The organism is uncultured Photobacterium sp., assembly GCF_947502415.1.
Lineage (GTDB): Bacteria > Pseudomonadota > Gammaproteobacteria > Enterobacterales > Vibrionaceae > Photobacterium.
The window spans coordinates 504,096-530,598 of the sequence record NZ_CANMZV010000001.1 but is presented as its reverse complement, the minus strand read 5'-3'; the positions used below and the strand labels follow the sequence as shown (position 1 = coordinate 530,598).

The following is a 26,503-nucleotide window of genomic DNA, read 5'->3' as shown; positions in this document are numbered from 1 at the left end:
GGATTTAGGCTCCATCAATAAAAATTGAGATGTCATCGGATGACTAGGAACACACCTTAGGGAAAGAAAGCCCCTGAGCTCGGGGCCTTGGATTGGGCTGGCTGAAATAGATGCTTATAGTAGCTGTAGACGGTCAACTTCAATCTCAGGCGTTGTGCCGCCTTCGTACTCTCCAAATAAACGTAGTTTTGTGGTTGCATCGATAGTCTGCGGCATGCGTATATCGTCATCAAGTTCGATTTGGATCTCTTTTGTACCGTCACTGAAGATAAAGGTTTCAGCATCGATTTGTTTGATAAGTTTGCCTTCAACAATTGCATTACGCTCTGTGAACATGCTGGTGTTTTCTAGCAGTTCAGCCACGGTGATGGTATCTACCGGGCCGGAATAAGAAATAGCATTGTTGTTGTCGTGTTCGTTAGCAAGAGCCATAGTAGGGGCCATTACGGCAATGGTTGCGATAGCAATGATAGTTTTTTTAATCATGAGTTGGTCTCCTCTGTGTTGATGGTTCTATTAAACGACAGTTGTTCTGAACTAATGATGAGTTAAGTATTCAGAATTCGTTCATATTATAAAAAGTGCATAATCATCGTTGTGAATTGCTGGCTACAACTTGATATTTATGGTTACTGTTTGGTGCCTGATAAGTAAAATTAGAGTGTAATTATAATGAGTTATCGATTGGGAAACCCTGAAGACTCTCATACAATGGCTGAGGTTATCCGTAAACATAGTCACCCAGATAACTACTTGTTGATTCACTGTTTGATTGCGAAGAAAAGGCAATATCCAGGCAAGAGAGCAAGCAGGATTTTTTGGCCGCACTTTCAGAGGCTCCAGGACGTATTATTATGGTGAGTAATGAAGTCGAGCAGGGAGCTGTGCCTATGGGGGAAATATCCCGTCAGTTTGTTGATGAAAGTGGCTGGCTGCATCAAGCTATTGCAAACAGGTGGATAGGGTCATCTTTGTGACAGCGGGAATACCTCAGGTTTTGAAAGGCTCCACACTATAAACGAAGAGAGGGATTGAGCATGGTTCAGACTACAACGACACGTATTGACCTTCTTCGTCATGGGTTGCCTGAAGGGGATGGATGTTTGCGGGGCCATACCGATTTTCCTATTACGACGAAGGGTATGGAGCAGATGTGGCTTGCTGTTGACGGATTAGCGGATATTGAAAAGGTACTGACTTCTCCATTGTCGCGTTGTCGTGAGTTTGCTGAACAATTTGCGTGTCGTTTTTCATTACCTATTGAGCCGCTTGAATATTGGCAAGAGATGAATTTCGGTCATTGGGATGGCCAGAGTCGCGACATGTTGTGGGAGACTTATGGTGATACGCTTCATCAATATTGGCAGAACCCCTGGCTATCCAATCCTCATGGTGGCGAAACACTGCGTGAGTTCGATTCACGCATTCAACAGGCTTGGCAAGATTTACTTCATCAAAATAGTGGCAAGCGTGTTTTACTTGTGACACATGCGGGAGTCATGAAGCAATTACTGCGTATTTTGCTAGATATGCCTGAAAATGCCGGTTATTTACACCGTCTCGATTTACCTTACGCGGCGCGTTACCGTGTCACGGTTTTTCATGATAAAAATGGTGTGCATTGGCCACAGCTCCAATGGCCGGTGCAGCAGCAATTTTGACGAGAAGAAAATGCAATCAACAATTGAAGCCCTCATGGTGCAGGGAACGACATCTGATGCGGGGAAGAGCGTATTAACTGCCGGGCTGTGTCGGGTATTGGCGAGGACGGGAATCAAAGTTGCGCCTTTTAAATCTCAAAATATGGCATTAAATAGTGCGGTAACACGAGATGGAGGCGAAATCGGCAGAGCTCAGGCAGTACAGGCACAGGCTTGCAGAGTTGAGCCTACCGTGCATATGAACCCAGTGTTATTAAAGCCAAATACGGATATCGGCGCACAAGTTATTGTGCAGGGGAAGGCTTTGGCTGATATGGATGCGGTCGGGTATCACAATTATAAGAAAGTGGTGATGGGTCCTATCATGGAGTCTTTTTCTGTTTTGCAGCAGGAATATCAGACTGTGATTGTGGAAGGTGCCGGCAGTCCGGCTGAGATCAACTTACGGGAAAACGATGTTGCTAATATGGGGTTTGCCGAGAAGGCAGACATTCCTGTGATCATCGTTGCTGATATTGATCGTGGAGGCGTATTTGCTCACCTCTATGGCACATTGGCGTTACTTTCTGAGTCCGAGCAGGCACGCGTGAAAGGTTTTGTGATTAACCGGTTCCGCGGTGATATCAAGTTGCTGGAATCAGGCTTGGACTGGCTGGAAGAGAAAACCGGTAAGCCGGTATTAGGTGTGCTGCCTTATCTCCATGGTTTGATGCTGGAAGCAGAAGATGCGATTAATGTTCAGCAGGTAGAAGCTGTAGGTGAGCAATTAAACGTTGTGATTCCTGTCCTGACTCGGGTGAGTAATCATACCGATTTTGACCCATTACGTATGCATCCACAGGTCAACCTGCAATTTGTTAGTAAAGGGCAATCGCTTCCTCCTGCAGATTTGATCATTATTCCCGGAACTAAGAGTGTCCGAAGTGATTTGGCATTTTTGTGCGAACAGGGATGGGATAAACAAATTGCCCGTCATATCCGATTGGGGGGAAAGCTGATGGGGATCTGCGGCGGTTATCAGATGTTAGGTGAAACCATTGCTGATCCTGACGGCATTGAAGGTGAGGCAGGAGAAAGCCAAGGTTTAGATTATCTTCAGACATCAACCGTATTGGTTCCGGAGAAGCAGCTAAAACAAGTAACAGGAGTGCTCAAGTTTCCCGAACAAAGTGAAGTGCCTGTTCGGGGGTATGAGATCCATGCTGGTGTTACTGAAGGCGTTAGAGCTGATGCGCCGTTACATTTAGATGGCGTACCGGATGGACAACTTGGAATTGAAAACCAGGTATTTGGAACCTATCTACACGGTATTTTTGAGCAGAGAGAAGCGTGTGATGCTATTTTGTGCTGGGCTGGTTTAGAGGCAATCCAGACACCGGACTTTGACGTGATGCGGGAAAGAGGAATCGACCGTGTCGCTGATGCGATAGAACAGCATATGGATCTTTATAAACTATGGCCTGAATGGGCCGGGAAGTTTGATTTAAATATTTAGTGAAAGATAACGGCTCATTTTGAGCCGTTTTTGCGTTTCATTTGGGGATTAGCGCTGAAGGTGCTTTTGGCTATATTTTTCAAGCCGGCTAAATAGTAGAGATAGCCCAAGGCAGAGGAAAAGGTAACCGACACCAACAAGCAGCCATATTTCAAAAATCAGACCGGAAGAATTGGCAATTTCACTGCCGACAAAAGTCAGTTCTTGAATCGATATTAATGAGATAATCGAAGAGTCTTTGACCAGTGAGATAAACTGGCCAGCCAGAGGCGGAACGGTACCTGCCAAAGCCTGCGGAAAAATAACGTAGCGGAAGCGATCCCAACGCGATAGCCCCAGGGAATCCGCTGCTTCCCATTGTCCTTTTGCGATAGCATCAATGCCGGAGCGAACGATTTCAGCAATATAGGCCGCCGCAATTAACCCAACACACAATACGCCGGAAAAAAGATTTTCCCATAAGCGGGAAGGGCCAAACAAGAAAGCCTGTAGGCCATTAATATCGGTGTTGCTATGACGTAGTACTTCTTCAAGCCCTAAAGCTGGTACCAGCTGGTTTGAGATAAAGAAGTAAAAGATAAACACAAAAACCAGCGGTGGAATGTTACGGACAAGTTGGATATAAGCCTGCGCAGGTAGGCGCAGTGCAGTGATAGGTGAACGACGGGCTAAACCGAGTAGTACACCTAGAATTGCAGCGAATATCATTCCCCAGAAGCTCAGGCGTATGGTGGTAATAAAGCCCTGGAAGAAATAGGGAAGCTCGCTTTGTTTACCATTCGTAAAGATAAGTTCTAAGGCTTTGTCCCAGTTCCATTGGTAATGAATACCGGCAGAGGAGTGGAATGTTAACCAGCCGAGAAAGCCGCAGATAATGACAACCAACAGCAGATCAAGTTTATTAAAGCGGGAGAATGCCGGGACTATTTTACCCGGCATTGTTTGTGTGTGACTTTGCGACAAGACTTATTGTCCTTTTGAAATTTGTTTTTGCCAGTCCAGTGTTGTGAACCAGTAGTCGTGGCGCTCTTTCAACCAGCCGTCTTCGGTGCGAAGCAGGATCCAGTTGTTGAAGAAGTTAAGCAGGTCAAATTCACCATGACGAATAGCAAAGGCTTCTGAGCCACGGCTGAGGCGTTCAGTTAGCGGGATATACAGTTTGTCATTGTATTGAATAGACATCTGTTCAGGTTTAGGTGATGACGCAAGAACAGCATGAGCATTACCATTTAAGACTTCCTGGAAAGCCTGCGCATCGTCATCGAACTGGCGAAGTTTTGCTTTCGGGAAATATTTTTTTGCTGTTTGTACCGTGAAGGCTCCGCGACGGACAGCCAGAGTAACGCTGCGCTTATTGTAATCTTCAATGTTTGTCTTTTCTGCCGACTTTTCTTTGTGGGCAGCAAGCTGGACACCTGAATGGGCGTAAGGAGCCGTAAACAAAACGCTCATATTTCGAGTTGGTGTGATTGACATACCACCGATAATAACATCGAATTTATTGGCAAGCAGAGCGGGAATAATACCGTCCCATGCTGTCGGGATAAATTCGACTCTCAAGCCGGCATCTTTGGCCAGCCGACGGGCAACGTCGACTTCAAAACCAATGAGTTCTCCTTGCTTGTCTCGCATAGCCCAAGGGACAAAGGTCGATAGTCCAACGCGTAATGTACCGCGCTCTTTGATTTCAGTAAGGGCTGTTTTATCAGCAGCAAGAGCCGATGAGCCCATGATTAATGTAAATACAGCCAAGCATATTGTTAACAGGCGCTTCATGCTTCCTCTCTCCTTGTTGTTATAGCCAGTTGTTCTTTGAATTAATGTGCCGGTACATTGAGCTTGTGCTCCAGCCAAGCTGCGAAACCGGACAGTATCAGGGTTACACATAGGTAAATGCCGGCAACAGTGAACCACACCTCAAATGGCATGGCGGTGTCGGCGACAATGTTGCGCCCTTCAGTCGTCAAGTCGAAAATCGCCATCACACTGACAATCGATGAATTCTTGACGAGTGAAACGGCTTCGTTAGTCAGTGGTGGCAGAATGCGTCTAATTACCTGTGGCAGGATGACAAATCGATAGCTGTCTGTTTGTGATAGCCCAAGGCTCTGGCTGGCTTCAAACTGTCCTTTAGTAATACTGCTCAGTCCGGCGCGAAAGATCTCTGCGGTGTATGCCCCTTGAAATAGCGATAGTGCCAATACTGCCGTGGTAAAGCGTTCTAAACCGAGTACTGGCCCGAAAACGAAATACAGCAGATAGATTTGTACTAATAGTGGTGTATTGCGTATCAGCTCAATATATCCCCGAGCTAAAGCCCGGCCAATAATAGAGTCAGACAATCGTAACAGTGCTGTAGTCAGGCCTATAGCTAAGGTGCATATCAGGCTGACAGCGGATATTTTAAGGGTAATGAGTAGCCCTTCAAGCAACTCGGCAGGAAACCATTCGCCATCTTCTATAAACCAGAGATATTGGGGGATCCGATACCACTGCCATTTATAGTTTATCGCTTCGGCACCGCTATTGAGCAACCAGTATAAACCTACAGCCACCATTCCTATCTGCAATAGCCCAGATACTACCGGTTTAAGAACCTTTCTACCGGTTGATGTAAGGTGAATATTCTTCAACATGAGAAATTAATAGCTCAGTATTTGTTCTAGGAATTGCTGGGTACGAGGTTGGTTTGGATGATCGAAAAGTTGAGATGGTGGGGCTATTTCGACGATTTCACCTTCATCCATAAAGACTACACGATCGGCTACTTGCCGTGCAAAACCCATCTCATGGGTGACGCACACCATTGTCATGCCTTCATTGGCGAGCTCTTTCATTACATCAAGAACTTCCCGGATCATCTCTGGATCTAGCGCTGAGGTTGGTTCATCAAACAGTAAAATATCTGGTTTCATACAAAGGGAACGGGCTATAGCTACGCGCTGTTGTTGTCCGCCAGAAAGCTGTGCAGGGTATTTATCTGCCTGATGGCCTATGTGGACGCGTTCAAGGAACTCGCGGGCCATTTTTTCTGCTTCAACCTTATTCATTTTTAGCGTACGGCGAGGGGCAAGGGTAAGGTTTTCCAAAACTGTCATATGAGGAAAAAGGTTGAAATGCTGAAAAACCATGCCTACTTTGCCGCGAATTGTTCGCAAGTGTTTATTATCTAGGGACTGACCAGCGATTAGCAACTGACCTGAGTTGAACTGCTCAAGTCCATTGATGCAGCGAATGAGCGTGGACTTTCCGGATCCGGAAGGACCACAGATAACGAGGCGTTCGCCACGTTGGATGATCAGATTGATGTTTTTGAGAGCATGGAATTCACCATACCATTTATCTATATTTCTAAAAGAAATGACTTCATTGTCAGACACAGAACTGACCTCAGAATACTTTTAATTGTTGAGCTTATGTTATTGCTTTCGTAGGGTTATTTCAAAGTTCTGAGCCACAAAAGATGAAAAATGCAATTTGTTGCTCATTGTTTGCTCGAGAGAAAGCGATGGATGTAGGATTTTATTGTGTAATCGGTTAATAAGTTTGGTGGATATTATTGGTGAAAATGCTCTGAAAAGTGAATTCTGAAGAAAAATATGTAGTTAAATTACAAATAGCGTTTGCACAACCCCAAATAACTCGATAAGTTAAAGTCAATTGGAATCGGGAAATACTGTCAACTGCTGGTGTAAATTATTTCTTACGGTCGGCGGTGGAGTAACACAGGAAGTAATAAGCATGCACAAGACAGATGACGTACGCATTCGTGAGATTAAAGAACTTTTACCACCAGTTGCTGTGCTGGAGAAGTACCCTACAACTGAAAGTGCTTCTGAAACCGTTTTTCAAGCACGTCAGTCGATTCATAAGATTTTGAATGATGATGATGATCGCTTATTAGTGATTGTGGGACCTTGTTCGATTCATGATCCGGTAGCCGCTCTGGAATATGGACAGCGCTTAAAAGCGCTGCGAGAAGAATTACAGGGTGAACTTGAAGTTGTTATGCGTGTTTACTTTGAAAAACCGCGAACAACCGTTGGTTGGAAAGGGCTGATCAATGACCCATATATGGATGGCAGCTTCAAGTTAAATGATGGCTTGCGGATTGCTCGCAAGCTGTTGCTTGATTTGACTGATATGGGAATGCCAACTGCTGGTGAATTTTTGGATATGATTACACCGCAGTATACGGGCGATTTGATCAGCTGGGGTGCAATCGGTGCTCGTACAACAGAATCTCAGGTACACCGCGAGTTGGCATCTGGCCTTTCTTGCCCGGTTGGGTTTAAAAATGGTACTGACGGTAATATTAAAATAGCAACAGACGCTATTGGCTCATCCAGTGCTTCCCATCATTTTTTATCCGTAACTAAGTACGGGCACTCGGCGATTGTATCTACGGCAGGTAATGAGGATTGTCATATTATTCTTCGTGGTGGCAAGGAGCCTAACTATAGTGCTGAGCACGTTAATGCTATTACTGACCAGTTGGAAAAAGCCGGTTTACGTAAAAAAGTGATGATTGATTTCAGTCATGCAAATAGCCTGAAGCAGTTCAAGCGTCAGATGGTGGTTTCTGAAGATGTTGGTCAGCAGGTCGCATCAGGTAATGACGCTATATTTGGTGTCATGATCGAAAGCCACTTGATCGAAGGGCGTCAGGATATTGTTGATGGCAAAGTGACAACCTATGGCCAGAGTATTACTGATGCATGTATTGGCTGGGAAGATACAGAAAAAGTGCTTCACCAGCTTGCTGAAGATGTTAGGAAACGTCGTAAATTACACAAGTCTGTTTAATATAGAATTGGTAATGAGGACGGTAAGATAACGACCTTGAAAAACACTACAACATACAAAAAGCCTGGTTTTTTACCAGGCTTTTTAGCATTAAGTTAGCATTTGACTTGGTTTCGTCCAGATTCTTTGGCTTGATATAGCGCTTGGTCAGCTGCTTTTAGAACATCAATTGGGGTATTTAATTTAAAGTTGTCAGCAACCCCTATGCTAACGGTGATGTTTATTGATTGATTTTTTGTACTGCTATGACGTTGCTCTTTGCCGATACATTCATCCTCAGGGCGAAACGAATTATCCCGGAGTACTAAGTCATAGTTAGCAATTTTAGAGCGAAGTTCTTCTAAGTATTCAATACAGTCATGTGCCTCTTTTCCTTTGAATAATATTGTAAATTCTTCACCGCCGTAACGGTATATTCTGGCGTTTCCTCTTGTTGAGCTCATCAATGAGGCAATTAATTTCAAAACATTATCACCAGTGCTGTGGCCGTATACATCATTGAATTTTTTAAAGAAGTCAATATCTAGCATTGCGATTGTGTATTTGTTGCCTAGGTTCTTGAGATCATCTTCCAGTGCTCTACGGCTTGGAATCTTTGTCAGAGGATCATCAAAAGCAAGTTCATGACTGTAAAAAATCAGGTTAAAAATGAGTAAAGCTGCAGCTAGAGTAAAAAGAACCGTTGAAATGTAATTGAGGTGGAAAAAGGTGAAGGTTAAGCTTGTGAGAAGAAGAGAGATGAAGAGTGAGAGATCAGAGCTAAGGTTTCTTTTCAATACGACAAGACTACTTATGGCCAGAAATAGAACTTGAATTGCAATAATGCCTAAAGGAAGGGGAGATAGATCATTTAGCGTATGAAAATAGGGCTTTTGTATAGTCAAAAAGTACGACAAATCTAGGTTCTTTATTAGTAAATCACAGATGAATAACTGAGCTAAAATGCTGCATATAAAAGCTAAAGTTGTTTTTGATAGAAAAGGTTTCTCAATAAATAAGTGAAGTTTTAAAAGGTTAAGTGGTAATAGGCTTGCAAGTAATACGAACTTTAACCAATTAGTGTCTTCAGAAAGAGGGGTTTGTAGTTGATTTTGGATTATATAATAAGTGCCAAATAAGAGTCCGCAAGCTAACCCTGTGCTCATTTGTTTTATGGCATAACTAAGTATTGCTGCGAGAAAGAGAAGCAGATAGGGGGTGATTGTGACGATGTCGTGATTTGTGATGCAAAATTTAGATATCCAATCACTTCCCAAAATTACAGATATGGCTGCTAAAATCGGGATTAAGAAACGTAAAAACGTAGATTTTAATGTATTTGGTCTCAACATATTGATTGCACTACGTTTCATATTGATATCCTGTTTTAAGGATAATAAAGATCTTGGATAAAACAAGAAGATAGAACGTTTTTGTTGGTTGATTATCAACCTTAGTTATTATGGTTTTATTGTTGTGTTATGTTCTATAAAGAAAAACCTGAAACAAGATCAGGTTTTTCTTTAACATTGTTTTTTAATGAGTAGTGTCAGTGATTGTATATACTGTTGCTTGAGACTGTTCAGCATCTCGTTTGTTAGTGAGCCTTACCGGAGGCGCTGTAATTTGTAATTTTTTGGCTCTTTTTAAGTTTTGGTATGCTTTTGCGTAATAGGTTGGACTGGCGTTGATCGCTTGCTCAAGATAATTGACTGCAGTCTCGTAGTCACCGGCGAGCATTGCAAAATAACCAATGTCATTTAATGCTTTTTCTTTTTTCATTATCCTGGATAGGGTGTCAACTGCATCGTCGTAGCGTTTGGCTTTAATATAAGTCAGACCAAGGTTCGCCCATGCTCTTGAATCGTTAGGGTATAAGGTTGTCGCACGACGGTTAATTACTTCTGCCTGGTGGAGGTTGCCATCCAGGTAATAGGAATACCCAAGATTAGTTAGTGCTTTATAGCTTTTCCCATCAACTCTTAGGCAGGTTTGATAGATTTGCTGAGCCTGTTTATGCCTTGCGTCAAGATCTGCGAGGATCCCAAGCCCAATATAAGCATTGAGTGGAGATTTTTTATCAACGGTAAGTTCGCGAGCAAAAGTATCTTTATTTTGATCGAAGCTTTTGTTTCCCTGACGTTCTTGATCCATTCGTACTGTACGCAATAGTTGTTTTCTTGCGTTGTCTTGTTCTCCTAATTTCAACTCGACAATACCAATCGAAGCTGCATATTGAATATTGTCTTCATCAATTAACGCTGCACGAGAATATGCCACTTTTGCTAGTTCATAGTTTTTACGTTGCTGGTGGATGTAGCCAATCTTGTAGTAGGCCTGATCTGCGTTATCCTGTGATGGGAAACTTAGTGCGCGAATAAATTCATATAAGGCTAAGTCAGGATCATTGGCTAGATAGGCTTTATCACCTCTCATAATCGCTTCTTGAGGGGTCTCAGGAGGAAACTCATTTGATAAGCTTAGAGTAGGCTTACCATTATATAATTCATGGTTGAAATCGATATTTTGGTCTTTGGCTGTTTCCTCACTTGAGGCACAGCCACCTAGGACGACGGTGAAAAGCAGCAGACTATAAGCCATGCTTTTTGTCTTTGAATTTACCAAGCGCATAATATGTGTCCCTCAATTAATGATTACTTATTACTTCCCTGCGAACATATCTAATACTTTGATAATGGCGGGGCCAACTGCGACGGCAAAAAAACCAGGCCAAATACAGGTAACCAGAGGGAAGATCATCTTGGTTCCGATTTTTGCTGCTTCTTCTTCAGCTTTTTGCATCCGGCGGTCACGAAATTCCTCAGCGTATTCTCGTAGAGTTTCCCCCATACTTGAACCTAGTTTGACAGATTGACTGATAATACTAATTAGTCCCTGAAGCTCAATCAGTCCAGTTCTTTCTACAAACTGGTTTAAAGCGATAGGCATTGGTATTCCGACCCTAACCTTTTGCCCGATAAGTTGGAGTTCGTGACTAAGTGATGGTGAAACAGAATTGATTTCTACTGCCACTCGGTTGAGAGCTGCAAGGAAGCCAAGGCCTGCTTCAGATGAGACAACTAGTAAATCTAATGCATCAGGAAAGGCGTTTTTTAGTGCTTTAATTCTGTTTTCAGCCATGCGATTAATGACAAAGTTTGGCAGAAATGTTGCCACTCCCATAGCGATCACAGTGTAAATGATTACTTTCTGGCTGCTAAGTTCCGGGAAAAAACGAGTGACAATTAAAGAACCGAATAACGCAAAAATCACAAGAATTATCTTTATTGCATAGAAAGAGGTAAGGGCACTTTCTTTTTCATAACCTGCATGCATCAGTAGTTGTCTGGTATTATGTTTCTCTTTAATTGAATGTGGAGTGACATATTTTTCAATAGATTCTAGTGTCTTATCAAACTGTTGCTTTGCTTCGTCATCATTAGGTCTTTTGTTGTTGCTTGAAATGATATTTAATTGTTTTTTTAATGGATTGAATAGGTTTGAAAACAAAATCTCCGCACTAATTGTGAGTGCCGCAGCGCTGAGAAACGCCAAACCAAGGAAAAGCCATTTTGAATAGGTTTCATTTTCAACAATGCTATTGATAAGTGTGATGATGTAGTCCATATTACACCTCGATACGTAATATTTTTCGTATCCATAGTAGCCCTACAAACATGCTGACACCGGTTACAGTTAGCACGGTAGCCCCTCGTTCTGATTCAAGCAGCGGAGCTATATAGCCAGGGTTGTTAATGTAAAGCATTAAAAACAGAACGAAAGGAACTAGCATTAAAATCCAGGCTGACATACGACCTTCTGCTGAAAGTGTTTTTACTTTTCGCATAAGCCTGAAGCGCCCTCTGATGACATCTGATAGTTTTTCCAGTGTTTCCGCAAGATTACCACCGGTTTCTTTTTGAATAATGACTGCGCTATTAAAGGCAAGGACACTTACTGATGGATTTCGATGAGCCAGATTGGCTAGTGCTATTTTTAGGTCGATACCATAATTGAGCTCAACAAATGTTTTTCCAAACTCAGTTGATACTGGTGGCGGCATTTGCTCACTGACGGTTTTCATTACCTCTGTGAAAGGGTAACCGACGAGTAAAGCTCGTTTCATGACATCTAAAGCCTCGACAAACTGCTCTTCGAATTGTGTCAGGCGCTTTTCAGCTTTTTGGCGAAGCCATAAACTAAACATGATTAGGACAGCTAGAGGAGTGAGCAGAGTAAATTGAAGGCTGCGCGTAAAAAGAAATACAGCCAGACTAAAAACCACTATCCCGACGGTTAGCCAGATAACTACCTTATAGGCTTTCCAGTCAAGGCCCGCAAGAGATAACTTTTCACCAAGGTATTCACCTAATTTATTATTTTCTAACCAGCGTTCAGTTCTGGATAATTGATCTAGATAGTTTTTCCGTAACAGTGATTGTTGATGAACGTTACCAGATTCTGCAATAAGATTCAGTTGATTTTTTAGCAAGCGTGAACGCTTGGCTCTTGTACCTGTAGTTGATATTAAAAGTGTTTGTGAAATGATCACTACAGCGATAAATAATATCAGTAGATATAGCTGGAGGTTCTGATCCATTATAGGCCCCCGTTAGGTGCGGTAAAATAAGAGTATGGAAGATCAATTCCCATGTGTTTGAATGCTTCCATGAACGAGGGGATATTTCCTGTCGCTTGATAATGGCCAAGCACATTACCTTCTTCGTCAATTCCCATTCGTTTAAAGTGGAATAGTTCGGTCATCGTGATAACGTCACCTTCCATGTTATTAATTTCGACGATACTGGTAATGCGGCGTTTGCCATCTTCCATTCGACGAAGCTGAACAACAACATGGAGGGCCGAAGCAATTTGGGCTCGGACATTTTTAATTGGCATATTCCATCCGGCCATCGCGAACATGTTTTCTATTCGGCCTAGTGCATCTCGCGGGGTATTAGCGTGAATAGTGGTCATTGAGCCATCATGGCCTGTGTTCATTGCTGCCAGCATGTCAACAGCTTCACCACCACGAACCTCACCTACCACAATTCTGTCAGGACGCATGCGGAGTGAGTTAATAACCAGTTCTCGTTGGGTAATTGAGCCACGACCTTCGATATTTGGTGGTCGGGTTTCAAGACGGACCACGTGTGGTTGCTGGAGTTGTAACTCTGCTGAGTCTTCGATAGTTATAATTCTTTCATTTTTTGGTATGTAGCCTGAACATACATTCAAGGTTGTCGTTTTGCCTGAGCCGGTTCCACCTGAAATGAGAATGTTGAGTCGGCCCCGAACAATTGCTTCAAGGAAATGCGCCATTTCGGCGTTCAGTGTTCCATAATCAAGGAGTTGTTCCATTTGAAGTTTTTCGACGGCAAAACGACGAATTGAAAGTGATGGCCCGTCTATAGCCAATGGAGGAATGATAGCGTTGACACGAGAACCATCTTTCAGGCGAGCGTCGACCATGGGAGAACTTTCATCTATGCGACGTCCAACTTGAGATACGATTCTATCAATGACATTGAGCAAGTGGCTGTCATCTCGAAATGAGGCATCAGTATGTTCAAGTTTACCTTTACGTTCTACGTATATCTGGCTGTGAGAATTTACAAGAATATCGGAGATGCTTTTGTCTTTAAGCAGGGGTTCTAATGGTCCAAGGCCAAGTATTTCATCTCCAATTTCGTCTATCACTCTTTTGCGACTTTCAGCATTGAGAGGGACATCTTGCTCAAGGAGTAATAGTGCTGCGGTCTCTGATATTTGGCTGCGTGCCTGTTGTTCTGGAAGAGTTTCAAGTAAAGATAAATCTAACGAATTAAACAGCGAGTCAAGAAGTTGCTGCTTAATGCGACGTTCATTGCTATTTTGGTGGTGCTGAGAGCTAGCTTGGTCATGGCTGTTTTCTCTACTGTCATGACTTGTTTCTATAGTTGTTGTATTTTTTTTCAAAAACATAGCTAACTCCTTAGAAATGAGAAGAGGCGTTTCAGTCCATGAGCTTCTTCTGACTGTTTGTTCATAATGAAATCAGAGGTTTCTCTTAATTTCCTAACTATCGGTTTTTTTTCATAATAAGTAGCAAGCAATTCTCCTAAGTTGGTTGATGAGTTGACGGATTGATAATCATTGGGAATTAAAATTAGCTCATCAACATGTAATGATTTTTTGATCTCATCTGGTTTGATTTCATTGCTCTTGGTATAGCGATTGACAATAATTTTGATGTTTTTTTGATTGATTCCTAACAGATGTTTTAGTTGTTTTATTAACGTAGCAGCTTCGCTGATCGCTGGAATGCACTGCTGAACAACAATGAATATATTATTAGCTTCGGCTACAGCTGGAAGGGTTGCATTTTCAAGTCCTCTAGAAAGGTCAACAATTACGTGATCAAAATTATTTCTTACTTGAAGTAGAAATCGGTTAAAAGCTATAGATTTAAATTCAGGAAGGTTGTCAACGAGCTCTTCTGAACGGCTTGTTATAAACCTGAGCCCTGATTCATGTTTAGTTAGCATACCATTTAAGGCAAATTCATCTATATCATCGACCTGATCAAGTGCATCGCTCAGTAAGAACTTAGGTGAGGTTGAAAGTAGGCTCGCAGTACAACCAAACTGAGCATCTGTATCGATTAGAGCTGTATTAGTTGTTTTTTCTAATGCAATTAGGTGCGCTACTGTGGTTGCAAGAATAGTTGCGCCCATTCCACCTTTAGAATTGATAAAAACACTGACTTGTCCTTGATTTTGATTATTCCGTTTTTCTGTCGCACAGTCATAAAGATGCTGATCAAGTTCTGCTTCGTCAAAGGGAATGGTGAGTACATCCTTAAATCCAACCTTTAAGGCATGCCTCAGTGTTGTTGTATCAGAGTTTTCAGTTAATAGGATAATTTGAGTTTCATTTCCGAGTTTTGTTTTAATAAGCTCTGCGGCAGCCACCCAATCAGTTTTACCATCAAGAATGATCATATCTGGTGGAGATTGACTGTCTATTGTTAGTAGTTGAGAACGAAATTCAAAACTATTTAAGTGGCTAAATCGCGTATTTGGCCACTGTGAGACGTAAGTCTCAAAAGGTTTTACGAAAATCTCATTATCACTTATGACCCAGCCATCAATAAGGGTGGCCAGCGGTTGCTTAGCCGCTTTATCGTTTATGGAAATCGTGCTGATACTATTCATAAATCACCTTAGCAGTCTGTAAAGCCGGTTCTTGTTACCCCTAAGCTTTCCCTAGGTAGTAGCGTCTTAAATTCAGGGGCAGTAAAGTTCAAGCCAAAAGTGGCTAAGGGAATGGTTAAGTCAATTTGATAGCTATCAATACTAGCTTCAACAAATTGAATCTGAAGGTAGTTACTGGTCGTTGTTAATGGAAGTGCGACTTCTGTACCAAAAGCATCGAGATAGCGAACTTTAATATTATTAGCGGTAAAATTAGGAAGCGGGACGCTGTTTACAATACCTGCGCTAATGGTATCGGCTTGCTCTGTCGTTGTTACCTGACAGACACTGGCAAGTCTTGCAACGCGTCGACTTGTTTCATTTAATACGTGCCATGTAAATAATAATCGACCAAACTCAATGACAGAGAAGATAAGAATAAAAAATAAGGATGCAACGACAGTAAATTCAACTATAGTTGTACCTTGTTGTTTTTTTAGGCTTAATATTTTCATTACAACACCCTCATGATATAGCTCGATGTCATATTGAAATTAAGAGAGATGGCACCGTTATTAAAAAAATCAGGGATCTCAGCAAGGACAGGTTGATAGGGGTAAATGATTTCAACCTGAATATGATTATCGATTAGAGTGACGCTGACCTGATCTGTTGTTAGTGCAGGAAGTAAAGATTTGTCACCGCCTTCAATATTACCGTAGACAATAAGGTTACTTGTCTTATCAATGTGATCTTGAGTTAAGCTAATAGTTCCAGTATCACCGGTAATTATTGTACTTGATATATACCGAACGCTATCTCTGGTCAGTTTCTCCAGTTCTGTATAGGTATAAAAAGCACGCCCAAGCTCCATTGTTGATAGCAGTATTACCAAGAAAATAGGTAATAAAATGGTAAATTCAACCATTGCCAGGCCATGTACAGATGATACGTTTTTCATCATGAGTCCTCGCTATCGGGATCTTTGAATAGCACTATTTTGTACGGACCATCTTCATTAGGATTCAGGCCTGGATTACCTGTATTAATTCGGCATTCAGAGATAAATTCGCCAATGAGCCATGAACCGTTTCCGCCACCGCCATTATCGTCTTCATGTTCGGTGACACTCATGGGTTGTACCAGATAGAAGCAGGCAAGACCTTTTAGTGGAATATCCATACGTCCGCCGGATTTAGTGGCCTCATCACATTTTAGAATTGGAACGGTGATAATCCGGCGATAGTACCCCTGGCTTTGGCATGACGATGAAGCCAGGCAAGTTTCGTAGTCAATACTAGAGTAGGTCGTCGTGTATTTACTGTAGTTATGCATGTCGTTATAACTTTTATTGGCGACATATTTGTTTATGGCATTACCATCAGTATCAATCATAGTATTACCATCTGCATCAACCTGGACTTCTGTTTTAACTTTTACGTAATCAGACGCGTAGGATGAATCGATGTCGGGCGGATATAAGGCTGAATCTTTCTTTAAATCACCTTTATAAATGCCAAAGCGAGTATCTATTCCCAAAGAAGGGCCAACCATATTGCCGGGCTCTGTAGAGATAGGTTCGTTTTCAATGACATTGAGGCAGGCATCAAAACTACCGGCCAAGGCATCTTTATAAGAATTGGCTCCAGAGAGTGGATTTCCTTCGCTATCGGTTAGGGCAACAGGTTGAAAGTTACCTGAACCAACACTTGAATCTGTTGATGAAGAGGCTTTCAGTACATGCAAGCTGTTACTTGAATAACCTGATACTGTACTTGCACTATCACCTTCACAAATACTTAATGGGGCGATATTGCAGGCTCTCTCTACACTTGTGCTTGGCCCGGCAACGGCTGATGCTCTGGTATTGAGATCGACACTAAATACTGAAACTAAAAAATCGGGGATATCTATATTTTCGAGTCGTACTCGAACATAGGGAGAAGTTGCCGTTGCCGTACTGGTATCAAAGGGCAAGGTTTCGGAAAACTCGATAGTAATATTGGCATCACTAATAGATATAGAATCAAATCCATCGAGATTTAAATTATCTGTGATTGTTTGGTTGCCGGCTGCTATAGCTTCGCTATGGTCTCCACCTAAATCGATTGTTTTAGCCGCACTGAGGGCGGCTGAGTCGGCAAGGTTTTGTAGCTTACCTTTAGACAAAGTAAGGTTACCAATATCGAGTGCTAGAGCGCCTGCGCCAATCATTACAGCCATAGCCAGCGTTGCAAAAATAGCAACAATGCCTTTTTGTGTTTTAAGTGGTGAGGCCATATTGTGTCTCGTTGCCATCTTTCACCTCCGCCTATCTGCTGTTTAGGTGTTTTACTTAGTTATCAACAATAATTTTTTTGTTTTTAACTTTTTCTGATTTAACACCTTTTTGCTCGGTGTTAATTGATTTATTGGCTTTTTTTCCACTAAAAGGTGGTGAGCCTGTCGGTACGCGATTTTCTGCTAAAGGGTCAACGGTTTGTAGCCGAACTAACTGGTTAAGGCTATCTCCTAGTGGCAATTCATTGGCTACGGCTGGGCTACAGACCCACAAACTTAAGCACGTAATAAATATATATTTCATCGTTGAATACCTCTTATAAGCTATGGCCAAATTGACCTTCGGAGCCGGAATTTGGTGAAAGTGTCGTGGGTGAAGTTGTTGTCGCTTGGGAATAAGTATTCGTTGATATATCTTTTTTCTTAAGCTCACTCATTCGTCCGAGTAGGTAGTACTCCCAGTCATTGGGTTCAACGAAGTTATCAGTTGGTAATGTTATGTCCTGACGACGGATAGGTTTGGCAAGACGAGGTGTGACCAGAATGATTAGCTCTGTTTCACCTTTACGGAAAGCCTGGCTGCGAAATAGTTGACCTATGATTGGTAGATCGCCCAAACCAGGTAGTTTATCGACGACGTCAGTGATGTTTTCATTTAATAAGCCTGCAATACCAATAGTTTGGCCATTACCCAGTTCAACGGTAGTTTTTGCCCCACGCTTGGTTAAAGAAGGAATGAAGAACTGTGAACCGGTGCCTGTTGGAGTAATAGTGACAGCATTTTGGTTGGCAATTTCACTGACTTCAATATTTAAAGCCAAGTTGATGCTGTTAGCGGATACAACTGTTGGTAAAAATTTTAATCCCACACCAAATTCTTTGAATTCAATAGTGACATTTTCATCATTGGGGACAGGGATTGGAAATTCACCACCAGACAGGAACTCGGCCTGCTCGCCGCTGAGTGAGGTTAACGTTGGTTCGGCTAGTACTTTTGCAAGCCCATTGGTTTTAGCAATATTAAAAGCGGCAGTGAATAGGGTATTGCCACTTAAGTAGCTAGCAAATAAGCCGTTATCATCAATATTCAGTGGGTTAGGGGCTAATTCATCAACCACCGGCCCGACAACCGCGCCATTACCTGGGTTAAAGATAGGAAAGCGACTACCATCAGTTGCTATAGCATCGGGGAAACTTGCACCGCCGTTAACCCCCCCCCAGGTCCAATTGCTACCATTTCGAGCAAAAATAAATTTCGAATCAAATTCGCGTACCAATGAGCGCTGGACTTCAGCAACGGTTACTTCCAACATAATTTGGTGAGAGCCGCTGACTTTCATTAAGTTAATTATACCGGTGTCTTTACCTGTGAATGTGTTGGCAATTTCGACGGCTGTTGCTATTTTCTCCGCGCTGCTTACTTCACCGCTAAGCGCGAGCTTATTTTGGCTGGTAAAAACCGAAATTTTTTCATTCGGCATGAATTCATAAAGTTTGGCTTTTAACGCATTGAGGTCGTGGGTGACTTCCACATCGAGAACAGTAATTAAACGATCTCTTGAATCCCAAACAATAACGTTGGTTGTTCCGAGTTGTTTACCAAGCACATAAATTTTATTTGAGCGCAAGATAAGTATGTCGGCAACGGCGGGGTTACCCACCGAGATTTTTTTCGCGCTACCGGGAATCTCAACAAGACGAGATTTATTTTGTGGTACAGCGACACTTTGAGTTCGAGCGGCAAAGCTGTAGGCACTAAATACAATGCTTGTTAATACTACCGAAATGACCAATAACCAATTTATGCTGATTATTTTAATTGGTTGTTTTTCCATGTCATTTACTCCCTGTTATCAGATTCTTACACTGACACGGCTTGTATCGGTGCCTTTGATGACGGTGACAGATTCAGTGGTTCGGCGGTAAATTCGCTTTGGTTTCTCCTCTGGGTCATTTGGGTTACGCAGTGAAAGCTGCAAATTCCCTTTTGATTTTGCTGTGATCAGTGATTCCGCTTGCTTAGGAGTTAGTTCGAGTGTTACAGCTCGGACAATAATGGGTTTGGACTCATCTGTACGTGCAGTTTGGTCTACAGCCAATATTTTGATTTTTTTCAAAACAGTATGGGCTCTGTTGACCTTTTCCTGTGCATAGATAACGTCAACATAGTCACCGGGGAGCAGGAATCCGGCCACACCAATGACATCGTTAACGCGGATGGTGACTGCTCGCATTTTAGGTGAAATAAGTGCGGCAAGAGTGGTACCTTCTCCGGGTAAGGCCAGGCGCTCTTGTCGTAGGATATCCCCTTCGAAAATTTCATTCCGAGTCAGCATTCCAATTACCTGAGCTGTGGTGCTATACCCGGTGTCGATAACGAGTTCTTCGGGATAGTATTCGAGCTTGATATGCTTTAACTCAAGTTTGGTGCCGAGTGGAATATTTTGCTGGGCTACGACTCGTGCAACACGCGGCTCTTCTTTAATGACTTCAACTACTTGTTGTTCAGATGGTGGGTTTGTTAACGTTGCTTGTTTCTTTTGGATCCAGTTATTAGCCAGCAATAATGCGCCGGTACCCATCAGAATTGACACAAATAGCATTAGAAATAGTTTACCCTTCGCCATAGTTTCCTCCTGCCTCGTCATGGTCGACGAAATAACAACCCCAGACGATCTCGATTAACTGTGGATTAATGAGCGGTGGGTGCTGATAAAAGCTAATTTGGTTACTACACATCGCCACTAAATCTCGCGGGTAGCAGGGCAGTAGTGGGATGTTGTTAACCTTATGAAGCTGATTTAGAACAAAGTTAAGTCCTTCATTAGTAGTTGTAATACCGTGTTTTTCGCACTCCTGGTGCCATAGATAGGTGTAGTCATCTTCAGTTATTGGGCCGAAGTTAATTTTGTAGCCGATACGTCGTAAGAATGCGTCATCAGCGAGTTTTGCTGGATGAATGTTTGATGAAAAGACCAGAACTTGTTCAAAAGGTATGTCGAAATGTTCGCCTGAAGCCATTGATAAATAATCGATGCTTTCTTCAAGGGGAATAATCCAGCGGTTTAAGATGGCATCGACCGAGACTTTTTGTCGTCCTAAATCATCAATTAGCAAAATGCCGTTATTGGCTTTCATTTGTAATGGGGCTCGGTTGATGCGAAATGTCGGGTCGACAGTAACTTCAAGCATTTCTGATGTGAGTTCACCACCGACAACAACTTCAGGGCGGGAACATAGCACGAGCCGATTGTCGTATCCGTCATCTAACCGTAGTGTTTTTTGCTTATTTGTTTGTACCGGATTATGGATGATTGGGTCGAATACTTGTAAAACTTGATTCCCGATACATACCGCATAGGGAATGTAGACATCGGATTGGAACAGGCGTACCAAACGACGTGATATATATGTTTTCCCCGTGCCGGGTAAGCCGTAAATGAAAATGGCTCTGCCTGAATTTAGTGCAGGACCAACCTGGCCGACAATGTCTTCAGGTAAAATAAGGTCGTTAAGACCTTCCCTTAGAATGTCAGGTGTGACGGATTCTTGTTTTGAGGATTGGCTGACGACAAGTTTTTTATAACTTTCGAGAGAGATTGGTGCCGGGCCAAGATAGCCGTCACGCATTAACTCATGCTGTGCGAGAATCATTCCCTTTTGTGTTAGACCGAAGCGCATGGCACTACCAAAACGGCCATCAGTTCTAACCTCAACTAAAGCTTCACTTTTTTGTTTTTGTATGAGTTGTTCAATTAAGTTTCCTGGTAATCCTATTTTTTCGGATAGCGAGATCAGATCAAGGTCAGTCGTTTGTGATAAGTGCTTGATCACTAATGACTCAAGAACTCGAAGAGGGATCCCTGTCTGTTCCAGAGTTCTGGGTTTAGCCGTTAAACGTTTGGGCTCATTGCTATCGCAACGTTCGAACTTAGAGGATGTGGAATTCAACATAATTATTCCTCTGGTTGTAAATTAGAGCAAATAAAAGTGACAGAACATGGTTGCGAGTAATATAGCTCCGCCCATTGGTACGGCACTTGACGCTACGGAGTTTATTTTGGGTGCTTGATAGTTTTTATAAATGATGGCATTACACCAGCGACGACATAAGTCATTAAATTCACCATAGCAAGTTAATCTTAATAATGACAAAAAACCAGCAGTAAATATTGCCACCGAGATAAGAAGTATAATATATGGGAACCCAACAATAGTGCCGAGAGATGCTAATAATTTAGCATCTCCGGCGCCAAATACTCCTACATAATGTAGGAATAAACAGATTATTAGCCCGGAGGAAAAACCAAGGCATGAATCAATTAAAGAAATGGAATGAATTGGAAATAAACCAAAAGTAGTTATAGTTGACTGCGTTAGCCCAATTATAATGATCGCAATGACAGTCTGATTAGGGATTTTACAAAACCTTAAGTCATACATCGCGGCATACATTATGATAGTTATAACTACAATGTTCATCTTCATTCCCTTAATAGTTATAGATTGATGGTGTTCATCAGTCGGGAATACGATAGTTATATATTAACCACCAGCACCCGTTGGTGTACCTCCAAGGTCGGTGTTGATGTCATCAATAACAGTTCCGACTTGAGTACCTAGTTCTTCAAAAGCAGTAACAACCGCTGCAGCCACAAGAGAACCTGCAACAGCGTATTCAACCGTTGTTAGACCTTCTTCATCACGGCAAAATTCGATTAAGTAATTCTTCAAGTTATTCATGCTTAATACTCCTTGATTAAAAAATAATGAGCTTAGTCATTAAATGCCTTATCACTAAGACAATTTAAACTTAGCTCAAAGGTTAAAAAAAACCAAAAAAGACAAAAAAATTAATATCGTGTTTAGTGATAAGTGAATATGTTGCCTAAGTTTATGTATATAAATGATTATTTGATTAAACCATAAGGCTAGTTAGTTTTAAGTAAGCTGATAATGATTTTATTAGTACTTTTTTTACTAATAACTTTTTTGTATTTCTTAATTCTGAGACATGTTTGATATGCGCATGAGTTTATTTATTTGGTTGACAGGGGGATCTTTATAGACTAGCGAATGATAATGATGTTTGGAGAGTAAAAGATATTCTTTATTCTTAATAAAGAAGGACTCTTATCTATAGAAAAACAATAAATATAAAACACTTTTCATATTTATTGCGGTGGGTAGTTTTTGAACATTTTAAAAATCTGCTCGTCAATGAACTCTTCTCTTGAACTGGGTGTCATGTTTTCTGTTAGCTTTCGCTGTGAGATTGCACGCCAGATAACATTATTGTTGTTATTTTCGATAAGCTCTACAACAAGTTTTCCATATTGGTATTCGCGAAATTGACTAGGGGCACTATAAGCCACACCAACATTTCGGTATCCATAGCCAAAACCGATCGATGTGCCGTACGAACGAAAATCGGACTGTTGTTGGATGTAATGTCTAATTGTGAGATCGGCTGTTGATTCTGTTTGTTCTAGTCCTTTATTGCCTAGTTCTGAGGCTATTGCATTTTCAACCCGTGCGGAGTCCAATGTGATAACACTGTTAGCAGGACGCGGGGCAAATTGGTAGGTTTTGAACTTGCTGTAGTTTAGCTGAACATTGTAGTCAGTGACGACATCAGTACTACATGCAGCGATAGTGCAGCTTAGTACAATTGTACGAATTACAGCACTCATATTGAATGTCCTAGTAAGTCGACTGGACGTAAGTATAGCAAAGCCTTTTTTTTTGATTTTGGTTGTGTTTTGGATTGCTTGGGAGATTGGTTTCTCATCAAAAGTAATAATAGTTGACAATATTTGGTTGTAGTCGCCACCATCGTCTTTCGACGATTACCGAAAGAGATGCAAGAATGGCTTGTGTAACGGTTCTGGATGGTATTGAAATTGATGAAAGCAAGGAGCTCGCGTTGGTCAGCGCGGCCAAGGCTTTATCGCATCCAGCAAGGATACGGATCCTTCGTATTCTGACCAGGCAAAAGGGATGTCTCAATAGTGATTTGGTTAATGAATTGGGTTTAGCGCAATCGACGATAAGCTATTTGCTGCATTGTTAGTTTCTTGATGTTTGGTGAAGATATGGGAATTTTTGAGCGTTTTTTAAGTATATGGGTTGGGCTTGGGATGGTGGTTGGCCTTGTTGGCGGATCATTGTTTCCCGGAGTTTTTTCGATTCTTGGTAATTTGCAGTATGCACAAATCAATATGGTGATTGCGGTTCTGATTTGGCTAATGATTTATCCGATGATGATGCAGGTTGATTTTCGTGCCGTGCGTAATATTCACCGCAGGCCGAAAGGGCTAATCATCACCATTGTCGTTAACTGGTTGATAAAACCGTTTTCAATGGCTTTGCTGGCCATGTTCTTTATGCGCTACGCATTTGGTGACTGGATCAGCTCTACACTGGCTGAAGAATATATCGCCGGTATGATTTTGCTTGGTGTTGCACCTTGTACTGCGATGGTTTTTGTTTGGAGCCAGCTTACAAAAGGAGATGCAAACTATACCGTTGTCCAGGTTGCGATTAATGATTTGATTATGGTTGTTGCGTTTGCACCTATCGCAGCCTTTTTGTTGGGAGTGACAGATGTGACAGTACCTTGGGATACTTTGTTGTTATCTGTGGCCATGTTTGTTGTCATTCCATTAATTGCAGGCGCTCTGACACGAAAAGTTGTTAGTAGTCAGGCGCAATTAAATAAGCTTTCAATAGTAATGAAGCCGCTGTCTATTATGGGATTAGTTGGAACGGTGATCTTATTGTTCGGTTTTCAGGCACAGACAATCCTTGATAATCCGGTTGATATTGTGCTCATTGCTGTTCCTCTATTGATTCAAACATATCTGATTTTCGCCGTGACTTACTTATGGATGAAAAAATGGAAACAGCCACATTGTGTTGCAGCACCAGGCAGTATGATTGGTGCGTCGAACTTTTTCGAATTGGCTGTGGCTGTGGCGATTAGTCTGTTTGGTATTCACTCGGGAGCTGCATTGGCGACTGTGGTTGGTGTACTGGTTGAGGTGCCGGTTATGCTGTCTCTGGTTGCTTATGCGAATAGAACGAAACATCAATTTGTTCCAGACGAAAAACAGAAAGTTGACGTTGCTTAAGGGACGTCCCCGTTGTGTCTGGCTGGCGATAGCGTACTTTATGTTTAATACTTTGATGTCTGTTGAGAGTAAGTTGTGAATTCAATGGCTTCTAATCCTTTGGGCCGGAAGTCATTATTTATTTTGAAGCCTGAATCCGTCGTTGAACTCGATGGAACGAACGTCTCTTAGTCGAATATCGTTAACGACTTTACTTGAATGGGGAAACTGGCAATAGATTTCAAACTCCCTGTGTAGTCCGTTATCGACGAATGCTTCCAGAATATCTTTGGTATCAGCAATGAGTATTTTGTCTTCCATTAAATGGCCCCCAATAGCTTGTTAAGCAGAGTGTAGGGGGCTGATGCTGAGTGAAGTGTGTTAACTGTGAGATACTTTTATGATTATCTCAGGTCGAATCATTCGCTCTTAGTAAGCCGTAGAAGCGATAGCCATAGAGCTCCAGTATTTTTGTAATTGGGTGTTTAGCTCATCAAGCAAAGAGTGAGAGCTTAATTCAACATGTTCACTGTCTGAGCGGATAACATGAGGAAGGTTGCTCTGTTTTGCCACATTATAGGTCAGGAATTTTTTATTGTTAGCAAAGTTAAAAACAAGCTGTTGTGCGCTTGTTTGTTTAGGTATTGAAAAGAGACCGTTCGACGATACGGTGAAATACAGTTCAGCTGGATATTCCATAAGCAGCTTTTTAGCATAGGCATCCGTAAAGTTTTGTTTGATATCGGAGGCTGAGTAAACTTCCGAAAATGGTTCAGTCGGTGATTGGGCATTTTCCATCAACCGGACGAATGCTTTGGAGCTGGTATCAATCCGAAAGTGCTGATCAAGATAACCGACATCAATGGTGTCATTGCGCTTTTGTTCAGCCTGTGCCAGTTGTTGACGGAACTTCTGTAATAACAGAGTAGACTGCTTTTCGTCTATGTATTTCTTTTCGCGCAATGCTTGTCGAGCCTTTGCCAATTGACGCTTAAGGTTATTCTTAAAGTATTGCCTGTTTGTTGATGTGTCGAAATAACCATTGAGTCGGGTCATCGTTTGCCAGATATCAGGAGCGTAGGCATCAATGATTTTTTCAGCATCGGACTTTAAGTCTGTCGGAAAAGCGGATAAAAGCTGATCACGGTTGATGTAGACACAGTTATTCTGGATTGTCGATACGAGTTCCGACATGCCTTTAAATTGTCGGCAAATGGCATGTGGTTGTTTTTCATAGTTAAATTTCAGTTCATGGATCAATTGAGTGTTAAGCGCATGCTTTTCAAGTGTTTGCTGTAAAGATTGATGTAGCGATTTGCTCAGTTGGCTGTAGTGCTGTGAGTGAAGTTTGATCTCGTTTTCAAGCTCTTGGATCTTTGCCTGATATGTTTCCTCTGGAGTCTCTAGTAGCTGAATTTTGTACTGTAACTTATCAATAGTGAGATTATAACAGTCCAGATCCTTATCAATTTCACGCTGCATGGAGTTGGCAATGGCATTTACATTATCCAAATTATTGAGATAACGCTTTTTTGTTGCCTCTAAGGTGGCAATAAAAGATGCAGCCTCCGGTAATTGGGTCTCTCGGAATAGTCGCTTTAATTCTGTTACATCCCCAATGAAGTTGGGATTTTGAAGCCAATGTTGTTCGAGTAGGTGGTGTGAGAGTGTATGGATATGAATGAATTCCTCAGGAACGGATAGCAGGTCATTTTGATCCGTGATCACATAACCACTTACGATTGCAGCATGGCGATCCTGCTCCGTATTGAATGAATTGATTTCAAGCTGACTCTCCGCATTACATGTCACAAGGCCGCAAAGGACAGATAATAAGCTTAGTTTACTAATGATGTTCATTTATTGTGTAGCCTAACCGTACTTCATTCGCATAAAGTGGAGTGTACTGTGAAATGAACTATATGCAACCCGTTTGTGTTGGTCTGTGGTCTTAATGTGCAAAAAAGTCTCAACAGCCCTTGCTTTTATAGGTGT

The 26,503-nt window shown here is 41.9% G+C and carries 28 protein-coding genes and 1 pseudogene; 6 read left to right on the top strand and 23 right to left on the bottom strand.

All coding sequences use genetic code 11. The features are described 5' to 3' along the window. Positions 1-114: 114 nt before the first annotated feature. On the bottom strand, positions 115-483 hold the full coding sequence (locus Q0852_RS02405) for a YgiW/YdeI family stress tolerance OB fold protein (RefSeq protein ID WP_299013446.1): 369 nt from the start codon (positions 481-483) through the stop codon (positions 115-117). 335 nt (positions 484-818) lie between these two features. Here Q0852_RS02405 and Q0852_RS02400 point away from each other — a divergent pair, with 335 nt between their 5' ends. Genes Q0852_RS02400 through Q0852_RS02390 form a run of 3 tightly spaced genes read left to right on the top strand, consistent with a single transcriptional unit; the run spans position 819 to position 3,156 of the window. Beyond that, complete coding sequence (locus Q0852_RS02400) at positions 819-977, top strand: bifunctional adenosylcobinamide kinase/adenosylcobinamide-phosphate guanylyltransferase (RefSeq protein ID WP_299013407.1); 159 nt, start codon at positions 819-821, stop codon at positions 975-977. 60 nt (positions 978-1,037) lie between these two features. Beyond that, positions 1,038-1,661, top strand: a complete 624-nt coding sequence (locus Q0852_RS02395) for a histidine phosphatase family protein (RefSeq protein ID WP_299013405.1) — start codon at positions 1,038-1,040, stop codon at positions 1,659-1,661. 10 nt (positions 1,662-1,671) lie between these two features. After that, complete coding sequence (locus tag Q0852_RS02390; RefSeq protein ID WP_299013404.1) at positions 1,672-3,156, top strand: cobyric acid synthase; 1,485 nt, start codon at positions 1,672-1,674, stop codon at positions 3,154-3,156. A 48-nt stretch (positions 3,157-3,204) separates the two neighbouring features. Here Q0852_RS02390 and Q0852_RS02385 read toward each other — a convergent pair whose 3' ends face one another. From Q0852_RS02385 to Q0852_RS02370, 4 genes are read right to left on the bottom strand one after another with little or no spacing between them, the layout of a single operon-like run. Beyond that, positions 3,205-4,095 carry an amino acid ABC transporter permease gene (locus Q0852_RS02385; RefSeq protein ID WP_299013444.1) on the bottom strand — a complete coding sequence of 297 codons (891 nt, stop codon included), beginning with the start codon at positions 4,093-4,095 and terminating at the stop codon, positions 3,205-3,207. 27 nt (positions 4,096-4,122) lie between these two features. Further along, entirely contained in the window at positions 4,123-4,932 is an 810-nt protein-coding gene (locus Q0852_RS02380) for a transporter substrate-binding domain-containing protein (protein WP_299013403.1), read from the bottom strand. A gap of 41 nt (positions 4,933-4,973) precedes the next feature. Next, positions 4,974-5,792: an amino acid ABC transporter permease gene (locus Q0852_RS02375; protein ID WP_299013402.1), complete on the bottom strand. Its 819-nt coding sequence runs from the start codon at positions 5,790-5,792 to the stop codon at positions 4,974-4,976. A gap of 6 nt (positions 5,793-5,798) precedes the next feature. Then, positions 5,799-6,536 (bottom strand): amino acid ABC transporter ATP-binding protein, encoded by a 738-nt coding sequence (locus Q0852_RS02370; RefSeq protein WP_299013400.1) that lies wholly within the window; start codon positions 6,534-6,536, stop codon positions 5,799-5,801. A 361-nt stretch (positions 6,537-6,897) separates the two neighbouring features. Between Q0852_RS02370 and aroG the strand changes: the two genes are divergently transcribed. Then, positions 6,898-7,962, top strand: coding sequence for a 3-deoxy-7-phosphoheptulonate synthase AroG (gene aroG / locus Q0852_RS02365; RefSeq protein WP_299013399.1), 1,065 nt, complete (start codon positions 6,898-6,900; stop codon positions 7,960-7,962). A gap of 95 nt (positions 7,963-8,057) precedes the next feature. Here the strand turns inward: aroG and Q0852_RS02360 are convergent, their stop codons facing one another. The 16 genes from Q0852_RS02360 to Q0852_RS02285 all read right to left on the bottom strand — a co-directional run bounded on the left by Q0852_RS02360 (position 8,058) and on the right by Q0852_RS02285 (position 23,089). Then, positions 8,058-9,314, bottom strand: coding sequence for a GGDEF domain-containing protein (locus Q0852_RS02360; RefSeq protein WP_299013397.1), 1,257 nt, complete (start codon positions 9,312-9,314; stop codon positions 8,058-8,060). A 163-nt stretch (positions 9,315-9,477) separates the two neighbouring features. Beyond that, positions 9,478-10,572, bottom strand: coding sequence for a tetratricopeptide repeat protein (locus tag Q0852_RS02355; RefSeq protein ID WP_299013396.1), 1,095 nt, complete (start codon positions 10,570-10,572; stop codon positions 9,478-9,480). A gap of 30 nt (positions 10,573-10,602) precedes the next feature. After that, positions 10,603-11,568, bottom strand: a complete 966-nt coding sequence (locus tag Q0852_RS02350; protein WP_299013394.1) for a type II secretion system F family protein — start codon at positions 11,566-11,568, stop codon at positions 10,603-10,605. A 1-nt stretch (position 11,569) separates the two neighbouring features. Beyond that, positions 11,570-12,541: a type II secretion system F family protein gene (locus tag Q0852_RS02345; RefSeq protein ID WP_299013392.1), complete on the bottom strand. Its 972-nt coding sequence runs from the start codon at positions 12,539-12,541 to the stop codon at positions 11,570-11,572. Further along, positions 12,541-13,905, bottom strand: coding sequence for a CpaF family protein (locus Q0852_RS02340; protein ID WP_299013390.1), 1,365 nt, complete (start codon positions 13,903-13,905; stop codon positions 12,541-12,543). Before Q0852_RS02340 ends, Q0852_RS02345 begins: the two co-directional genes overlap by 1 nt. A 2-nt stretch (positions 13,906-13,907) precedes the next feature. Continuing rightward, a complete protein-coding gene (locus tag Q0852_RS02335) occupies positions 13,908-15,137 on the bottom strand; it encodes an AAA family ATPase (protein ID WP_299013389.1) in 1,230 nt (409 codons plus the stop codon). 8 nt (positions 15,138-15,145) lie between these two features. Further along, positions 15,146-15,631, bottom strand: a complete 486-nt coding sequence (locus Q0852_RS02330; RefSeq protein WP_299013387.1) for a TadE/TadG family type IV pilus assembly protein — start codon at positions 15,629-15,631, stop codon at positions 15,146-15,148. After that, positions 15,631-16,080 carry a TadE family protein gene (locus Q0852_RS02325; RefSeq protein WP_299013386.1) on the bottom strand — a complete coding sequence of 150 codons (450 nt, stop codon included), beginning with the start codon at positions 16,078-16,080 and terminating at the stop codon, positions 15,631-15,633. The genes Q0852_RS02330 and Q0852_RS02325 overlap by 1 nt, the downstream gene beginning before the upstream one ends. After that, positions 16,077-17,414, bottom strand: a complete 1,338-nt coding sequence (locus Q0852_RS02320; protein ID WP_299013384.1) for a pilus assembly protein TadG-related protein — start codon at positions 17,412-17,414, stop codon at positions 16,077-16,079. Before Q0852_RS02320 ends, Q0852_RS02325 begins: the two co-directional genes overlap by 4 nt. Before the next feature lie 37 nt (positions 17,415-17,451). Further along, on the bottom strand, positions 17,452-17,700 hold the full coding sequence (locus tag Q0852_RS02315) for a hypothetical protein (RefSeq protein WP_299013382.1): 249 nt from the start codon (positions 17,698-17,700) through the stop codon (positions 17,452-17,454). Positions 17,701-17,713: 13 nt separating this feature from the next. Further along, complete coding sequence (locus Q0852_RS02310; RefSeq protein ID WP_299013380.1) at positions 17,714-19,231, bottom strand: type II and III secretion system protein family protein; 1,518 nt, start codon at positions 19,229-19,231, stop codon at positions 17,714-17,716. Positions 19,232-19,249: 18 nt separating this feature from the next. After that, positions 19,250-20,023, bottom strand: coding sequence for a Flp pilus assembly protein CpaB (gene cpaB / locus Q0852_RS02305; RefSeq protein WP_299013378.1), 774 nt, complete (start codon positions 20,021-20,023; stop codon positions 19,250-19,252). After that, positions 20,010-21,350 carry an AAA family ATPase gene (locus Q0852_RS02300; protein ID WP_299013376.1) on the bottom strand — a complete coding sequence of 447 codons (1,341 nt, stop codon included), beginning with the start codon at positions 21,348-21,350 and terminating at the stop codon, positions 20,010-20,012. Before Q0852_RS02300 ends, cpaB begins: the two co-directional genes overlap by 14 nt. A 21-nt stretch (positions 21,351-21,371) precedes the next feature. After that, positions 21,372-21,878 carry a prepilin peptidase gene (locus tag Q0852_RS02295; RefSeq protein WP_299013374.1) on the bottom strand — a complete coding sequence of 169 codons (507 nt, stop codon included), beginning with the start codon at positions 21,876-21,878 and terminating at the stop codon, positions 21,372-21,374. 63 nt (positions 21,879-21,941) lie between these two features. Next, on the bottom strand, positions 21,942-22,139 hold the full coding sequence (locus Q0852_RS02290) for a Flp family type IVb pilin (protein ID WP_299013373.1): 198 nt from the start codon (positions 22,137-22,139) through the stop codon (positions 21,942-21,944). A gap of 431 nt (positions 22,140-22,570) precedes the next feature. Then, entirely contained in the window at positions 22,571-23,089 is a 519-nt protein-coding gene (locus tag Q0852_RS02285; protein WP_299013371.1) for a DUF4136 domain-containing protein, read from the bottom strand. Between the two features lie 176 nt (positions 23,090-23,265). On the opposite strand from Q0852_RS02285, the pseudogene Q0852_RS02280 reads away from it, so the two are divergent. After that, positions 23,266-23,451: pseudogene (locus Q0852_RS02280) on the top strand (ArsR/SmtB family transcription factor); the annotation flags it as partial. A gap of 40 nt (positions 23,452-23,491) precedes the next feature. Beyond that, entirely contained in the window at positions 23,492-24,529 is a 1,038-nt protein-coding gene (gene arsB / locus Q0852_RS02275) for an ACR3 family arsenite efflux transporter (RefSeq protein WP_299013370.1), read from the top strand. A 114-nt stretch (positions 24,530-24,643) separates the two neighbouring features. Here the strand turns inward: arsB and Q0852_RS02270 are convergent, their stop codons facing one another. Both Q0852_RS02270 and Q0852_RS02265 read right to left on the bottom strand, forming a co-directional pair. Beyond that, the gene (locus Q0852_RS02270) at positions 24,644-24,829 is read right to left on the bottom strand and encodes a hypothetical protein (protein ID WP_299013369.1); all 186 of its coding nucleotides are present in this window, start codon (positions 24,827-24,829) and stop codon (positions 24,644-24,646) included. A gap of 108 nt (positions 24,830-24,937) precedes the next feature. Beyond that, on the bottom strand, positions 24,938-26,368 hold the full coding sequence (locus Q0852_RS02265; RefSeq protein ID WP_299013368.1) for a hypothetical protein: 1,431 nt from the start codon (positions 26,366-26,368) through the stop codon (positions 24,938-24,940). Between the last annotated feature and the right edge of the window lie 135 nt (positions 26,369-26,503).

Coding starts and splice junctions, on each gene's coding strand:
- Q0852_RS02395 (WP_299013405.1), top strand. CDS start 1,038: ATGGTTCAGACTACAACGACACGTATTGACCTTCTTCGTCATGGGTTG.
- Q0852_RS02390 (WP_299013404.1), top strand. CDS start 1,672: ATGCAATCAACAATTGAAGCCCTCATGGTGCAGGGAACGACATCTGAT.
- Q0852_RS02385 (WP_299013444.1), bottom strand. CDS start 4,095: ATGCCGGGTAAAATAGTCCCGGCATTCTCCCGCTTTAATAAACTTGAT.
- Q0852_RS02380 (WP_299013403.1), bottom strand. CDS start 4,932: ATGAAGCGCCTGTTAACAATATGCTTGGCTGTATTTACATTAATCATG.
- Q0852_RS02375 (WP_299013402.1), bottom strand. CDS start 5,792: ATGTTGAAGAATATTCACCTTACATCAACCGGTAGAAAGGTTCTTAAA.
- aroG (WP_299013399.1), top strand. CDS start 6,898: ATGCACAAGACAGATGACGTACGCATTCGTGAGATTAAAGAACTTTTA.
- Q0852_RS02360 (WP_299013397.1), bottom strand. CDS start 9,314: ATGAAACGTAGTGCAATCAATATGTTGAGACCAAATACATTAAAATCT.
- Q0852_RS02355 (WP_299013396.1), bottom strand. CDS start 10,572: ATGCGCTTGGTAAATTCAAAGACAAAAAGCATGGCTTATAGTCTGCTG.
- Q0852_RS02350 (WP_299013394.1), bottom strand. CDS start 11,568: ATGGACTACATCATCACACTTATCAATAGCATTGTTGAAAATGAAACC.
- Q0852_RS02345 (WP_299013392.1), bottom strand. CDS start 12,541: ATGGATCAGAACCTCCAGCTATATCTACTGATATTATTTATCGCTGTA.
- Q0852_RS02340 (WP_299013390.1), bottom strand. CDS start 13,905: ATGTTTTTGAAAAAAAATACAACAACTATAGAAACAAGTCATGACAGT.
- Q0852_RS02335 (WP_299013389.1), bottom strand. CDS start 15,137: ATGAATAGTATCAGCACGATTTCCATAAACGATAAAGCGGCTAAGCAA.
- Q0852_RS02330 (WP_299013387.1), bottom strand. CDS start 15,631: ATGAAAATATTAAGCCTAAAAAAACAACAAGGTACAACTATAGTTGAA.
- Q0852_RS02325 (WP_299013386.1), bottom strand. CDS start 16,080: ATGATGAAAAACGTATCATCTGTACATGGCCTGGCAATGGTTGAATTT.
- Q0852_RS02320 (WP_299013384.1), bottom strand. CDS start 17,414: ATGGCAACGAGACACAATATGGCCTCACCACTTAAAACACAAAAAGGC.
- Q0852_RS02315 (WP_299013382.1), bottom strand. CDS start 17,700: ATGAAATATATATTTATTACGTGCTTAAGTTTGTGGGTCTGTAGCCCA.
- Q0852_RS02310 (WP_299013380.1), bottom strand. CDS start 19,231: ATGGAAAAACAACCAATTAAAATAATCAGCATAAATTGGTTATTGGTC.
- cpaB (WP_299013378.1), bottom strand. CDS start 20,023: ATGGCGAAGGGTAAACTATTTCTAATGCTATTTGTGTCAATTCTGATG.
- Q0852_RS02300 (WP_299013376.1), bottom strand. CDS start 21,350: ATGTTGAATTCCACATCCTCTAAGTTCGAACGTTGCGATAGCAATGAG.
- Q0852_RS02295 (WP_299013374.1), bottom strand. CDS start 21,878: ATGAACATTGTAGTTATAACTATCATAATGTATGCCGCGATGTATGAC.
- Q0852_RS02290 (WP_299013373.1), bottom strand. CDS start 22,139: ATGAATAACTTGAAGAATTACTTAATCGAATTTTGCCGTGATGAAGAA.
- Q0852_RS02285 (WP_299013371.1), bottom strand. CDS start 23,089: ATGAGTGCTGTAATTCGTACAATTGTACTAAGCTGCACTATCGCTGCA.
- arsB (WP_299013370.1), top strand. CDS start 23,492: ATGGGAATTTTTGAGCGTTTTTTAAGTATATGGGTTGGGCTTGGGATG.
- Q0852_RS02270 (WP_299013369.1), bottom strand. CDS start 24,829: ATGGAAGACAAAATACTCATTGCTGATACCAAAGATATTCTGGAAGCA.
- Q0852_RS02265 (WP_299013368.1), bottom strand. CDS start 26,368: ATGAACATCATTAGTAAACTAAGCTTATTATCTGTCCTTTGCGGCCTT.